The organism is Flagellimonas lutaonensis (genome assembly GCF_000963865.1).
In the GTDB taxonomy this organism is placed as follows: domain Bacteria; phylum Bacteroidota; class Bacteroidia; order Flavobacteriales; family Flavobacteriaceae; genus Flagellimonas_A; species Flagellimonas_A lutaonensis.
The window spans coordinates 2,169,080-2,182,513 of record NZ_CP011071.1 but is presented as its reverse complement, the minus strand read 5'-3'; the positions used below and the strand labels follow the sequence as shown (position 1 = coordinate 2,182,513).

General features: G+C 45.1%; 11 protein-coding genes and 1 riboswitch. Of the genes, 1 reads left to right on the top strand and 10 read right to left on the bottom strand.

All coding sequences use genetic code 11. From position 1 onward, the window contains the following. Positions 1-127 precede the first annotated feature (127 nt). The 8 genes from VC82_RS10180 to metK form a co-directional block, all read right to left on the bottom strand. Complete coding sequence (locus VC82_RS10180) at positions 128-538, bottom strand: RrF2 family transcriptional regulator (RefSeq protein WP_045802280.1); 411 nt, start codon at positions 536-538, stop codon at positions 128-130. Positions 539-619: 81 nt separating this feature from the next. Next, complete coding sequence (locus tag VC82_RS10175; RefSeq protein WP_045802279.1) at positions 620-1,093, bottom strand: GNAT family N-acetyltransferase; 474 nt, start codon at positions 1,091-1,093, stop codon at positions 620-622. A gap of 14 nt (positions 1,094-1,107) precedes the next feature. Further along, on the bottom strand, positions 1,108-2,280 hold the full coding sequence (locus tag VC82_RS10170; protein ID WP_045802278.1) for a trans-sulfuration enzyme family protein: 1,173 nt from the start codon (positions 2,278-2,280) through the stop codon (positions 1,108-1,110). Continuing rightward, entirely contained in the window at positions 2,235-2,633 is a 399-nt protein-coding gene (locus tag VC82_RS10165; RefSeq protein ID WP_045802277.1) for a GIY-YIG nuclease family protein, read from the bottom strand. The genes VC82_RS10170 and VC82_RS10165 overlap by 46 nt, the downstream gene beginning before the upstream one ends. A gap of 118 nt (positions 2,634-2,751) precedes the next feature. Beyond that, positions 2,752-6,138 carry a bifunctional aspartate kinase/homoserine dehydrogenase I gene (gene thrA / locus VC82_RS10160; protein WP_045803381.1) on the bottom strand — a complete coding sequence of 1,129 codons (3,387 nt, stop codon included), beginning with the start codon at positions 6,136-6,138 and terminating at the stop codon, positions 2,752-2,754. Between the two features lie 93 nt (positions 6,139-6,231). Then, positions 6,232-7,524, bottom strand: coding sequence for an O-acetylhomoserine aminocarboxypropyltransferase/cysteine synthase family protein (locus VC82_RS10155; RefSeq protein ID WP_045802276.1), 1,293 nt, complete (start codon positions 7,522-7,524; stop codon positions 6,232-6,234). Between the two features lie 112 nt (positions 7,525-7,636). Next, a riboswitch (SAM riboswitch) is annotated at positions 7,637-7,748 on the bottom strand. Positions 7,749-7,972: 224 nt separating this feature from the next. Continuing rightward, on the bottom strand, positions 7,973-9,907 hold the full coding sequence (locus VC82_RS10150; protein ID WP_045802275.1) for a CocE/NonD family hydrolase: 1,935 nt from the start codon (positions 9,905-9,907) through the stop codon (positions 7,973-7,975). A gap of 167 nt (positions 9,908-10,074) precedes the next feature. Continuing rightward, positions 10,075-11,328, bottom strand: a complete 1,254-nt coding sequence (metK, locus tag VC82_RS10145) for a methionine adenosyltransferase (protein WP_045802274.1) — start codon at positions 11,326-11,328, stop codon at positions 10,075-10,077. A gap of 309 nt (positions 11,329-11,637) precedes the next feature. On the opposite strand from metK, the gene VC82_RS10140 reads away from it, so the two are divergent. Further along, a complete protein-coding gene (locus tag VC82_RS10140) occupies positions 11,638-12,252 on the top strand; it encodes a deoxynucleoside kinase (protein ID WP_045802273.1) in 615 nt (204 codons plus the stop codon). Between the two features lie 2 nt (positions 12,253-12,254). Here VC82_RS10140 and VC82_RS15920 read toward each other — a convergent pair whose 3' ends face one another. Beyond that, positions 12,255-12,878: a phosphatase domain-containing protein gene (locus VC82_RS15920; protein ID WP_313777695.1), complete on the bottom strand. Its 624-nt coding sequence runs from the start codon at positions 12,876-12,878 to the stop codon at positions 12,255-12,257. Beyond that, positions 12,838-13,257 carry a hypothetical protein gene (locus tag VC82_RS15915; RefSeq protein WP_313777694.1) on the bottom strand — a complete coding sequence of 140 codons (420 nt, stop codon included), beginning with the start codon at positions 13,255-13,257 and terminating at the stop codon, positions 12,838-12,840. The genes VC82_RS15920 and VC82_RS15915 overlap by 41 nt, the downstream gene beginning before the upstream one ends. Between the last annotated feature and the right edge of the window lie 177 nt (positions 13,258-13,434).

Sequence of the window (13,434 nt, the reverse complement as noted above, 5' to 3'; positions counted from 1 at the left end):
TTTCCCCAAATATCAAAACGTAAAATCTTCTTAAAATTTCAATTTACCCTATCGTTTTAATAGATTAATAATAATCGGTGTCAAAAATTTAGGAATTGGTAAGCTTTCGTGAATTAGATCAAAACAATTAAGCAATCAAATCGGCAAGGGTCGTATTGCGATATACGGCCAGGTTGGCATCCCTGACCTGCAACATCAATTTATGTACCGAGCAAGTCTTTTCATCAGGGCAATCATCGCATTTTTCATAGAAATTAAGGCTTACACAGGGCACCATGGCAATAGGTCCCTCTAAAATGCGCATAACGCTGGCCATCGGAATCTCTTGGGGTTCTTTGATAAGGTAGTAACCGCCTCCTTTACCCTTTTTGGAGCCTAAAAAACCGTTTCGGCGCAATATGAGCAAGATGCTTTCCAAAAATTTTTGGGAAATATTCTCGTGCTTCGCGATCTCAGCAATCTGAACAGGCTCCCTATTTTCTTGGGAGGCCAGATAGGTCAAGGCCTTGAGTCCGTATTTCGTCTTCTTTGATAGCATCAATGCGAATATAGTTAAAATAGCAGTGTTTGCCCTAAACCCTATCGACACCATGTTTTGATTTATGGTCGGAACAACACTCTATAGCGGGCGCTCCATTTTGATATTGCTCCGTAGATAAGTGGTATTCGGCTCAAGTGGCACCTCAACAAAACCATACTTCCGGTAGATATGTATGGCGTTTTCAAGAATCGTATTCGAGTATAAAACCAATTTTTTCCAGCCTTGTTCTTTTCCAAAGTCAATACAATGTTGTAGCAATAGCTGACCGACCTTTCTTCCTTGATACGCTTCAGATACCGCCATTTTACCCAACTCATAGACATCATCCGCCATGGGGATCAACGCTACAGTGCCCATAATGGTTTCCCCGTCCAAAGTGAAAAAAATATGCCCTCCCCGATTGATAATGGTTTCCTCACACTTTTCCAAGAGCGCTGCGTCATGGGGCTCTACAACAAAATACTTATCTAGCCACTCAATGTTCAAGCGTGCAAAATCTTTGGCATATTTTGGGTCAAAAGAAACGATTTCTAAATACTGCAGAGAGGCCATGGAATCATACGTTACTATGCATTGTTCAAGGCCTGCTCGATATCGGCAATAATGTCGTCAATATGCTCCAGCCCAGCAGACACCCGAACCATGCCCTCTGAAATGCCCACCGACTTTCGTTCTTCAGGTGTCAGTTTGCTATGTGTGGTCGAAGCAGGATGCGTCACGATGCTTCGCGCATCACCCAAGTTGGCCGAGAGCGACAACAACTGAATGGAGTCGAAGAATTTTCGCCCCGCTTCTAGTCCGCCCTTTATTTCAAAAGCCAACACACAACCACCAGCTTTCATCTGTTTTTTGGCCAGTTCATATTGTGGATGCGATTTTAAAAATGGATATTTCACCCAATTCACCTTTTCATGGCTCTCTAGAAATTCTGCCAACGTTAAAGCGTTCGCACAATGCCTATCGACCCTTACGGCCAAGGTCTCCAAACTCTTTGACAGCACCCAGGCATTGAAAGGCGACAGCGAAGGACCCGTAATGCGTGAAAACCGATATATTTTGTCTATCAAATCAGCTTGGCCCACGGTGATGCCGGCCAGCACACGGCCCTGACCATCCATCAACTTGGTGCCGGAGTGAATGACCAAGTGCGCCCCAAACTTGATGGGTTGTTGCAAATAGGGCGAGGCAAAACAGTTGTCAACCACAAAAATAAGGTTGTGCTCTTTGGCCAGTTTTCCCAAAAATTCGAGATCCAGCACATCGACTCCGGGATTGGTGGGCGACTCGGCATAGAGGATTTTGGTGTTGGGCCGTACAAGTTGTGCCACTTTTTCAACTTCATCCACTCCAAAAAAGGTAGTCTCTATGTTCCATTTTGGAAAAAAATTGGTGTACAATGAGTGGGTCGACCCAAAAACACTTCGAGCAGACAAAATATGGTCGCCGCTCTCGAGCAGTGCGGCAAACGTGGAAAATACCGCAGCCATACCCGAAGAAAAGGCAAAGCCTGCTTCGGCAGCTTCCATCAGGCATACCTTTTCTATGAATTCTGAAGTATTGGGGTTGGAGTACCGCGAATACACGTTCCTATCCTTTTCCTCGGCGAAGGAAGCCCGCATATCCTCAGCATCCTCAAACACATAGCTCGAAGTCAGAAACATAGGTGCCGAATGCTCTAGATATTGGGTGCGCCCTAGTTGGTTGCGTATTGCGTTGGTTTCAAATTTTTTGGTATCCATTGTAAAGATTGCGGTGGCTGAGCGTAGTCGAAGCCACTATTGTTCAACTTCTTTGAAATACTTATAATACTATCATTTTGACATTCTGATAGATTTGGCAGGTCATCAAATTGGCCAGAAATCAAAGCTTCCTTTTTAGATCTAGACCAACCTTGAACCTGTTTTTCACGATAAAAGGCCGTGTCAATTCTATGGTATTCTTCAACATATATTAATCTTACCGGAAGTCGTTTTTTGGTATGATTCGCACCTTTCCCCTCTTGATGCTCCACAATTCTTTTTTCCAAATCTACGGTACTTCCTGTATAGTAGCCCCCATCGGCACATTCCAAAATGTAGAGATACCCTTTCATTTGTTTTTAATTATGAAGTGGCTTCGACTACGCTCAGCCACCAAATTTCGACTGCGCTCAGTATGACAGGCCAGCATCCACCTCCCCTCATCTGAGTGGAGGAGCTTTTAATTCATTATTACAATTTTTCCGCAATCCTCAGAATATCGCCGAACACACCCCTAGCCGTGACGGCTGCCCCTGCCCCTGCTCCCTGAATCACAAGTGGGTGGTCGCCATATGACTCGGTGTAAATCTCGATAATGGAGTCAGAGCCTTTCACCTGCCCAAGCGCATTGGACTTGGGCACAGAAATCAATTTAACCTCCAAAACTCCCTTGTCTTGCCGCAAGTCACCGTGTAAATCCCCTACGTAGCGCAACACATGGTCGGGTTGTTGTGCTTCTTTTTTTCTTCCAAATTCTTCATCTAACCGCGGTAGGCCATTCAAAAAATCTTCCTTTGAAATGGTTGCCATTTGTTTGGGAATCAGATTCTCTATCGCAATGTCAGAAAACTCGTTGCGCAATTCCAATTCCCTTGCCAAGATCAGCAATTTGCGCCCCACATCATTTCCGCTCAAATCTTCACGTGGGTCAGGTTCGGTAAAGCCCTTTTGCATGGCCTCGAGCACGATTTCTGAAAAAGGTCGGTCAACTTCAGAAAACGTATTGAAAATATAGCTCAACGACCCTGAAAAGACCCCTTTGATCCTAGTGATGTTCTCTCCTGACAAGTGCAAAAGTTTGATGGTGTCGATCAACGGAAGCCCAGCACCGACATTGGTCTCATAAAGATATTGTTTTTGAACCTCTGCCAAACATTTTCGAATTTGACTGTAATAGTCGTAATCGAGCGTATTGGCAATCTTGTTCGACGAGACGAGGTCGAAACCGGCCCTTATCAGTTCAAAATAATGGTTTACAAAATCTTCACTTGCCGTATTGTCAATGGCAATCAGATTTTCGAGATGGTTTTCATTGGCATGGGCAATAATATCGAAAACGGTACAACCACCGGCCTGTTCTGATAACTTTTTTCGCCAATCGCCTTTGATTCCTTTTTTATCGAGCAGTCCCCCTTGGGAATTGCAAATGGCAAAAATGTTCAGGTCCAGTCCCTTTCGCTTTTTGATGGTCTCGTGTGATCTCAAGATCTGGTCGATGAGCGTGCCACCGACATTTCCATGCCCGAAAATGGCCAAGTTGATTTTTTTATCCACCCCAAAAATTTGACCGTGCATCACATTCAGGGCCTTGTGCAAATCTGTTTTTCGTACCACCAAACTTACGTTCTTGCCCGTTACAGTATTGTTGAAAAGCAACGGTTCAATATGGTTCTTCACCAGTGAGGCATATGGTCTGTGGAACGAACCCAAATCTTGGCCCACAATGGAGATGACGGCCACATCTTTCACAATTGAAATCGCATTGACATCTTTTGCGGAGTAGTCGGTTTCAAACTCATCGTCCAGTGCCTTTTTGGCCTCAAAGGCCCTATCGGCATCAACCACCAGACCAATGCCGCGTTCAGACGATCCCTGAGAAATGATGCCAACGCTTATATTTCTTCTTCCCAAGGCATTGAAAATACGGGCATCGATCCCCGCCTTGCCCAACAACCCCCTACCCTCAAGGTTTACCAACGACACATTTTCAATAACGGAAAGTGACTTGATGCCCTCTTCTTGGGCCTTGGCACTTATGAGCGTTCCTTTGGAACCCGGGTTGAACGTATTGAGAATTCGAAGGGGAATGTTTTTTTCTATCAATGGGATGATGGTCTTGGCATGTAGCACCTTTGCCCCAAAATTGGCCAGTTCGTTGGCCTCTTCGTACGACAGGTTTTCGATGATCTGTGCCTCGTGCACCAAATCGGGATTTGCCGTAAAAATACCATCAACATGTGTGTAATTCAAAACCTCGTCGGCGTCAAGAAAATTGGCCAATAGTGCCGCGGTATAGTTGCTGCCGTTTCTACCCAAGGTCGTGGTCTCACCCTCGTGGTTCGAGGCAATAAAACCTGTCACTATGGGCACGGTGTCCCTATCAAGCTGGGCGAACCGCTGCAGCACGTTCAGTTTTGAGGTCCCTTCATCCACTTGGGCATTGCCAAACGAACCATCGGTCTTTATCAATTCGCGGGTGTCAATGGCTTCTGCCTTGATGCCCCTCTCGTTGAGCAGGGCCGCCACAAACCTTGAGGAAATAAGTTCACCGTAGGCGAGCAGGGCATCCTTGGTTTTTGGACTATAATCCCCAAGAAGGGATACCCCTTTCAGCTTCTGGGCTACCTGCGCGACCTCGTCTGAAAAATCTATGGTGCCCAAATCGGATTTCTGATAGCGTTCAAAGTTCTTGATGTCTTCTTCAAAGGGAAGGCCCCTGACCGCCTTGTCCAGCATTCTCTCAAGTTCATCTGTGGCATTTTGACGTGCCGAGAGCACTACTGCAATGTTTTCGCCAGCATTTACCTTTTCGGAAATAATATCAAGTACCAGCTCAAGTCCCTTGCCATTGGCCAATGACTTTCCGCCAAATTTCAGAATTTTGAGGCCCCCTGCTTTTTCCTGCTTCGGAAAAACTTCTTTGAGCAGGTTTTCCAGTTGTTTGAACTCCATCAAAAAAGCGTCATGGCCGTGCAACGATTGTACTTCGCCATACGTGACGTTGCTATTGGCCTGTGCCAATCGCTTGTAGGTTTCCTTGTTTTCCTCTGCCGTAAAAAAAAGATCGGAGTTCACCCCTATGATGTGGATCTTTGTATCGCTTTGCTGCAATTTTTTAAAAGCCTCTTCCCCATTTCGGGTCAAATCAATGGTCTTGAGCAACTGATTCATCAGTTTATAAGCCGATAATTGAAAGCGTTCTTGCAACTTTTTACCATGGTGCATCAACCAGCTCTCGACATTGAACACTTGTAGTTCTTCGTTCGTACTCCGCTGAAATCGCTCTTTGAAAGATTCAGGGGTTCGGTAGCAGAGCATGGCATGCATTCTGGCATCGTGTACCGGTTGTCGTGAATTTTTCAAGATCTGCTCTTGGATCTGGCAATTGGCAATAAGCCAATCGGTCGATTTCCAATCTGAGGCCACGGGAACCAAGTGTTCCGTTATTTTGGGGTTCAGAACAGCCATTTCCCAAGCGATTCCCCCGCCCAACGAACCACCGATAATGGCGTAGAGCCTATCAATCTCCAACTTTTTGAGGCCCAGTAAAAATATCTTGGCGATGTCGCCTGCCACGAAATCCTTATAATTATCAATCACAAAACCATCGTGCCCGTTACCGGGGATATTGAACGAGAGCACCGTATATCTTTGGGTGTCAATACACTTGCCGTCCCCTATCAAATCTGACCACCAACCCTTTTCGCCCGCCACGTTCGAATTGCCCGTAAGGGCATGGTTTACCAAAACAATGGGAGCCGAATGCAGGCGCTGGCCAAACAATTGGTAAGACAATTGCAAATCTTGAGTGGCCCCACTTAGGGTATTGAAGTTTTTTATTTGGAGTTTTTGCAGCATTTTTTTGTTGAAGTTTATTATGTCAGTTCCAGCGCAGCTTAGAGCCATATGTACAAGAGGTATCTCGACTGCGCTCGATGTGACAATGAGTATTTAAGCCAAAACCGATTTATCAATCGTGGCAAAGGCCTGTTCCAAATCAGCTTTCAGGTCATCCAAATCTTCCAAACCTACCGACAGGCGAATCAAATCCTTGGTTACCCCTGTCAATTCCTGCGCAGCATCATTCAACTGTTGGTGGGTGGTGCTTGCTGGGTGGATAATCAGTGACTTGGTATCGCCAATGTTCGCCAATAAAGAGAAAATCTTGGTCTCATCGGCAATTTTCTTGGCAGATTCGTAACCCCCTTTTACACCAAAGGTTACCAGCCCACTCTGTCCTTTTGGCAAATAGGCATCGGCCTGTGCCTTGTACTTGCTCGTTGGCAGACCTGGGTAATTTACCCAAGCGACCTCATCTCTCTGTTCCAACCATTTAGCCAAGGCAAGGGCATTCTCGCTGTGTTTTTTCATACGTACTTCCAACGTTTCCAAGCCTTGAATGATTTGGAAGGCGTTGAACGGACTCAAGGCAGCCCCATGGTCGCGCAGGCCCTCGATGCGCACCTTGGCAATAAAGGCCGCCGGGCCAAGTGCTTCGTGATAAACGAGCCCGTGATAACCGGGTGATGGTTCGGTGAACTCCGGAAACTTTCCATTGGCCCAATCAAAGGTGCCCGCATCGATTATGGCCCCGCCCAAAGCGGTACCATTGCCATTGATATACTTGGTCAAGGAATGGATGACGATGTTCGCGCCATGCTCAATAGGGTTCAACAAAGCAGGAGTGGCCACGGTATTGTCAACAATAAAGGGCACTTTGGCTTTTTTCGCTTCCGAAGAAATCGCTTTTAAATCCAGTACGTCGAGTTTTGGATTACCAACGGACTCCACAAAAATGGCCCGGGTATTGTCTTTTACTGCCTTCCCGAAATTGGTTGGGTCTGTTGGATCCACAAAAGTCGTGGTAATGCCCAAGCGCGGCAGGGTAACGTTCAATAGATTGTATGTGCCCCCATAAAGGCTGTTTGAGGCAACAATATGGTCGCCCGCCTTCAACAATACCAATAACGCCGTATTCAGGGCCGCGGTGCCCGAAGCGGTTACCACTGATGCGATGCCACCCTCTAAGGCAGCCAAACGCTGCTCGAGAATGTCATTGGTCGGGTTATTGATCCGTGTGTAGATGTTGCCGAACTCCACCAAAGAAAAAAGGTTGGCCGCATGCTCGGCATTGTTGAACACATAGGCCGTACTCTGGTAAATGGGAACGGCCCTTGTGCCCGCATTGGCCGTTACATCGTGCCCCGCATGCAGGGCGTTGGTAGAAAACTTTTGATCGCTCATTGTTTTTAAATTTTAGATTACAAATGATTTAAAAACACGATGGCCCTTCCGCTTTTGTGAAAAGACACAATCAAAAAAGTTACAAGAAAGAAATATCGAGGTGATTCAATGGTTGCTATCTTTTCCCAAATCTACTTAGGGATAGAATGTAGCACCTTTCCACGTGGAGCGGGAGGTTGCTAAGGCTTCATAGGGTCTATTCCCTCCACCTTTCTTGATAACTATTCAATACGTGTTTGAACTTACTGGAACAAAGTTAACGGAAGAATTTTCGAATATCCTAATCATTTGGCAAAATTTCACAAAATACCTAGTGATTTCATAGGGTAATCACATTCTTTATATATTTCTCAGTCACTTCGTTCATTTCGAAATGACACCAGGGTTCTTTAATTGTCAATCATCATTTCAAACCGATCAAGAGGGAATTCAGGAGAATGTGAGAAATCTACCGCAACACCGAAAACTCAATATTCGAATCGGTAAAAACCGCATGGGTCTGCGTTTTAAAATCATCCTCATCGGCCTTAAAAATGTTCTCGACATAGGTCTGCGGATTTAAATCAATGAGCGGAAACCACGTGCTCTGTACCTGAATCTGAAGTTTATGGCCTTTTTTGATGGTATGGAAAACATCTTGCAGCTTAATGGTAACATTTGTCTTCTGGTTGGGAACAAACGGTTCTGGATTTGAGAAACTATTGCGGAAGCGCCCACGCATTACCTCACTGCGTACCATCATGTGGTAGTTGCTCATTTTCAGATGATCTTGCATTTCTTCGTTGGTCTCGGCATCATGGGGGTGCACATCGATGACCTTTACGATCCAGTCGGCGGCAGTACCCGTAGTGGCGACGTTTAAACGGGCAAATATATCACCGGCCAGGGTAAGGTCTTCTTCGAGCGGGTCGGTCTCAAACACCAACACGTCTGAACGGCGTGCGGCAAAGCGTTGGTCGTCGGTCATATATTTTCGCGGGGTGAAAACTGATTTGATGTCTTCTGAATACGGTACCGGTTTGGTCACATCGCTAATAAACTTGACCCCAACAACATCCTTGCGATCATCGGTCAGTTCTTGATCAGGAGATAAGTACATGGTTTTTTTGACCACTCCTGCGGGCGGCCATGTATCGTATTGTTTCCATTCCTTTTTTCCGGTGTCGAACACATACGCCTCAGGTAGGCCCGTATTGCCACTGCCTTCGCCCTTCAAAAAATGGTTAAAGAACTTGGTCTCTATCGCTTCTTGATAAAACTCCGAAATACTGTCTCCGAAATAATAGTTTCCTACGGTGGTTCTACCATTTCTACGGGCCCAACCACCATGGTCCCACGGCCCAAATACTATGGTATTGTAAGCACCTTCATTGTGCTTTTCAATGTTCTTGTAGGTTTCCAACGGGCCGTACAGGTCTTCGGCATCAAACCATCCGCCCACGATCATGGTGGCTACATGGGGTTTTGTTTTATCGAGATGTTGGATCAATCCGCGACGTTGCCATAATTCATCGTAGTTGGGGTGTTCTTTGAGTTCGTTCCAGAAGAAATCATCGGTCATTTCGTCCGGAGAGATAGAAGTCATGTCCTTGATATCGTATTCAAAAAAATGATTGAGGTTCTTCAACGGACCCGCATCCAAAAAAAACTGGTACTGGTCTTCGGTACCGATATCGGGCAAGGTATACCAGGCTGTGTCAATAGGCTGGTCACCATTGGGCCGTGGGGTGCCAAATACCGAGGTGGCCCTGAAATAACTCAACAGATAGGCCCCGTTGTGGTGAAAATCATCAAAAAAGAAATCACCGATGCACGCCTGCGGTGAAGATGCCTTTAAGGCGGGATGTGGGTCTATGGTGGCATAGGTGGCATAAAAGCCGGGGTATGAAATGCCCCAAACACCTACCCGGCCATTATTGTTCTCTACATTGTTTACAAGCCATTCGATGGTATCGTACGTATCGGTGCTTTCATCAACTTGGTCGTTCGACGTCTTGTTTGGAATGTAGGCCCTCATATTCTCATAATGCCCCTCGCTCAACCAACGCCCACGAACATCTTGGTAGACGATTATATTGCCCTCTTTCATCAGATGGATGTTAGGCCCAATCTTTTTCTTAAACTTCCCTTCGCCATAAGGCCTAGAGCTGTAGGGCGTTCGTTGCATCAATATGGGGTATTCTTTGGAAGTATCCTTGGGGGAATAAATAGTCGTATGCAATTTCACCCCATCGCGCATTTCAATATCCACCTCTTGCTTATTATAGTGAAGTTCAACATAGTTCTCTTCAACGAGCGTTGCTGTTTTGGTGGTTTTTTTACAGGAGGAAATAATTGTCAATGTCGCAAAAGACACCACAAGCAGTTGAAAGCGTAATTTCATTTCGATAGGTTTTGGTACGAGTCTAAAACTACAAAAGAAATCTGAAGTGAAAGTTATATGAAAGTAATACTGATGTCACATCGAGCACGGTTGTGATGTCCTAAAAAGGTTTATCCTAAAATAGTTTTCGACTGCGCTAAAACTGACAGTTTTAAATCAAATAACAACTATAATCCAAAAGCTTCCTTGACCTTCTCGACGCTATCCAACTTCTCCCAAGTGAAGAGCTCAACCTCTTTTTCAACACGGCCGTTATAGGGCGATTCAAAAACCTTGGTCACAGTTCGCGGCTCTTTACCCATATGGCCATAGGCTGCGGTTTCAAGATAGATGGGATTTCGGAGTTTCAAGCGCTCTTCAATGGCAAACGGACGCATGTCGAACAACTCCATCACCTTTTCGGCAATTTCACCATCTGATAGCGCCACTTTTGAGGTACCAAACGTGTCCACAAAAATCGAGGTAGGTTCCACTACCCCTATCGCATAGCTGACCTGCACCATTATCTCATCGGCCACCCCGGCTGCCACTAAATTTTTGGCTGCATGGCGTGCCGCATAGGCGGCACTGCGATCTACTTTACTAGGATCTTTTCCACTGAAGGCCCCGCCCCCATGGGCACCCTTGCCACCATAGGTGTCGATAATGATTTTTCTTCCCGTAAGGCCTGTATCACCATGGGGGCCACCGATCACAAATTTTCCTGTGGGGTTAATGTGGTACTTGATATCATTATTGAAAAGCTCTTGTACATATTCAGGTAGTTGCGCTTTTACCTTCGGTATCAAAATTTTGATGATATCATTCTTGATGCGCTCCAACATCTTCTCATCACTATCAAATTCATCGTGCTGGGTAGAGACCACGATGGTGTCGATGCGCTGCGGCACGTTCTTATCAGAGTATTCGATGGTCACCTGTGCCTTGGCATCAGGTCGCAGATAGGGCATTTCAGAACCCTCTTTTCGTAAATCTGACAAAACCTGCAAGATCTTGTGCGAAATATCCAATGCCAAGGGCATATAATTTTCGGTTTCGTTGGTGGCGTACCCGAACATCATGCCCTGGTCGCCGGCACCCTGTTCTTCTTTTGAACCCCGATCAACCCCTTGGTTGATCTCTTGTGATTGCTCATGTATCAATGAAATAACCCCGCACGAATCACCGCTGAACTGGTACTCCCCCTTGGTATATCCAATTTTATTGATGGTCTCTCGGGCGATGTTCTGAACATCTAAATACGTATCGCTCTTCACCTCGCCGGCCAACACCACCTGGCCTGTTGTGACCAAGGTCTCGCAGGCCACCTTGCTTTCAGGGTCAAACGCCAAAAAATTATCTAATAGGGCATCGCTTATTTGGTCGGCCACTTTGTCTGGATGTCCTTCGCTAACAGATTCAGAGGTAAAAAGATAAGGCATGTATCGTTTTTTATTTAGAAGAGATTTGACGTTACAGCCCAAAGAAGTTTACACCACTTTTTAGCATTTTTTAGTTCCTGAAACATGTTCAAGAGAGGGAGGTTGCAATCAGTCAAATCTATCCTCCAATTTGAATGGCAAAAGTACGTATTCATCCAAAAAATCAAAATATTGTTGTGAATTGTTTGTGATGAAAAGCCCCTTGTGCATTTCAACCTAAATTTTTCACCAAACCCGATACAGTTTGTATATTGCATCCTCCCGATTTTTTTAATGGAATTGTAAGGATTTCAAAAAACTAAACACACCATGCACATTGCTGTTGCCGGAAATATTGGAGCAGGAAAAACAACTTTAACCACCTTATTGGCAAAACATTACAAATGGGAAGCCCATTTCGAAGATGTGGTCGACAACCCCTATCTCGATGACTTTTATACCCAAATGGAGCGGTGGAGCTTCAACCTACAGATCTATTTTTTGAATAGCCGTTACCGACAGATTCTCAAAATACGGGAGAGTGGCAAAAATGTGATACAAGACAGAACCATTTATGAAGATGCCCATATTTTTGCGCCCAACCTGCATGCCATGGGCCTGATGACCAACCGAGATTTTGAAAATTACCGCAGCCTGTTCGAGTTGATGGAAAGTTTGGTGCAACCACCAGACCTGTTGATATACTTGCGCAGTTCGATACCAAACCTCGTTAACCAAATCCATAAAAGGGGCCGTGAGTACGAGAACAGTATCTCAATCGACTATTTGAGCCGACTGAACGAACGGTACGAGGCTTGGGTAAACACCTACGAAAAGGGCAAATTACTGATTGTCGATGTCGATGAGGTCAATTTTGTTGACAAGCAAGAAGATCTGGGCGAGGTAATCAACAAAATCGATGCCGAGATACACGGGCTGTTTTGATATCATTGAATGAGATGAAGTGCTTCGGCGTGGGCTATGACCTCTTCAGTATTATTGACCATGAGAAAAGGTACGTCTCGATAATCCCGAAACATCTCTTGTATTCTCTCAACTCTTTTGGTGTCGTTCACACTTCTGAGGTAGATGGCCTTAATTCTGCCAGGAAATCTGTTTGATATATCAAGGTATATATCACCGTCTTTTTCTCCACTGTCACCTATCAACAGAAATGACAACTCGGGATAAGTTTCCAAAATGTTCACTATCTCGAGGTATTTATGGGGATTTCCATTCTTTTTATTTCTCGAGCGAAAACTTGCCATACTGCGGAGTAAGATAGGTCCTTTAGGGAAATTATTGGTCTTCAGAAACAATTCCAGATAGCGGTACATGTTCCATGGGCTGTGGCTCACATAAAATATGGGATTGGCCGCACTGCCCGACTTTCCCCGATGTAGTTTGTGATAGAAAGATGCGGTGCCTTCAAGTGCCGACCTACTTGTTGCCCTCTTGAAAAAGGTATTCATCAAAACCCGCCACTTGAGTGAAGAAACCACGCCAGTGTGCAAAATGGTATCGTCTATATCACTGATAACGCCATATGCCAAAGTTTTTGGAATCAACATCTCTGAGGGAAAGCGATTCTGGTGTAAAACCTCCCTTTTTTTGACTTGTATCGGCAAATGATGTTGTGAGTTGTACCCAACCTTCTTCATTGGCCCATTCTGATAGGCCGTTTACCTGTTCCCGCAACAAAAAATAACCATCGTTGTCGGTAGTGGTTCGCAATGATTGACCGTTCGGAAGTTTTACCACAATCTCCGTATTCTTTACCTCATCTGTTTCAAAGCGCTTCCATGTATTTCGAAGCAAATTGAAAAAACCTTTCTGTTCCAAATCTATTTTTTCGTCTTCCAGGGCCCGACCGCGCAAATGGAGTATTGAGCGTGTACCATAGCTCTGAAAGCCGATAATCTGTAATTTATCTTCAGTAAACCATTTCATCGAATCAAAGATATTGCTTTAAACAGCAGTGCATTGTCTCAAAAACAACTATTGATTCCTCTTTTCAACCCCTATTCCCTCATCCAAACCAACCGCTCGCTCATTATCGATTTTTTTCCGCTGAAATCAATGGTAGTTTCATCATGATTACTAATGTGCTTCTGATAAAGCCAAAAA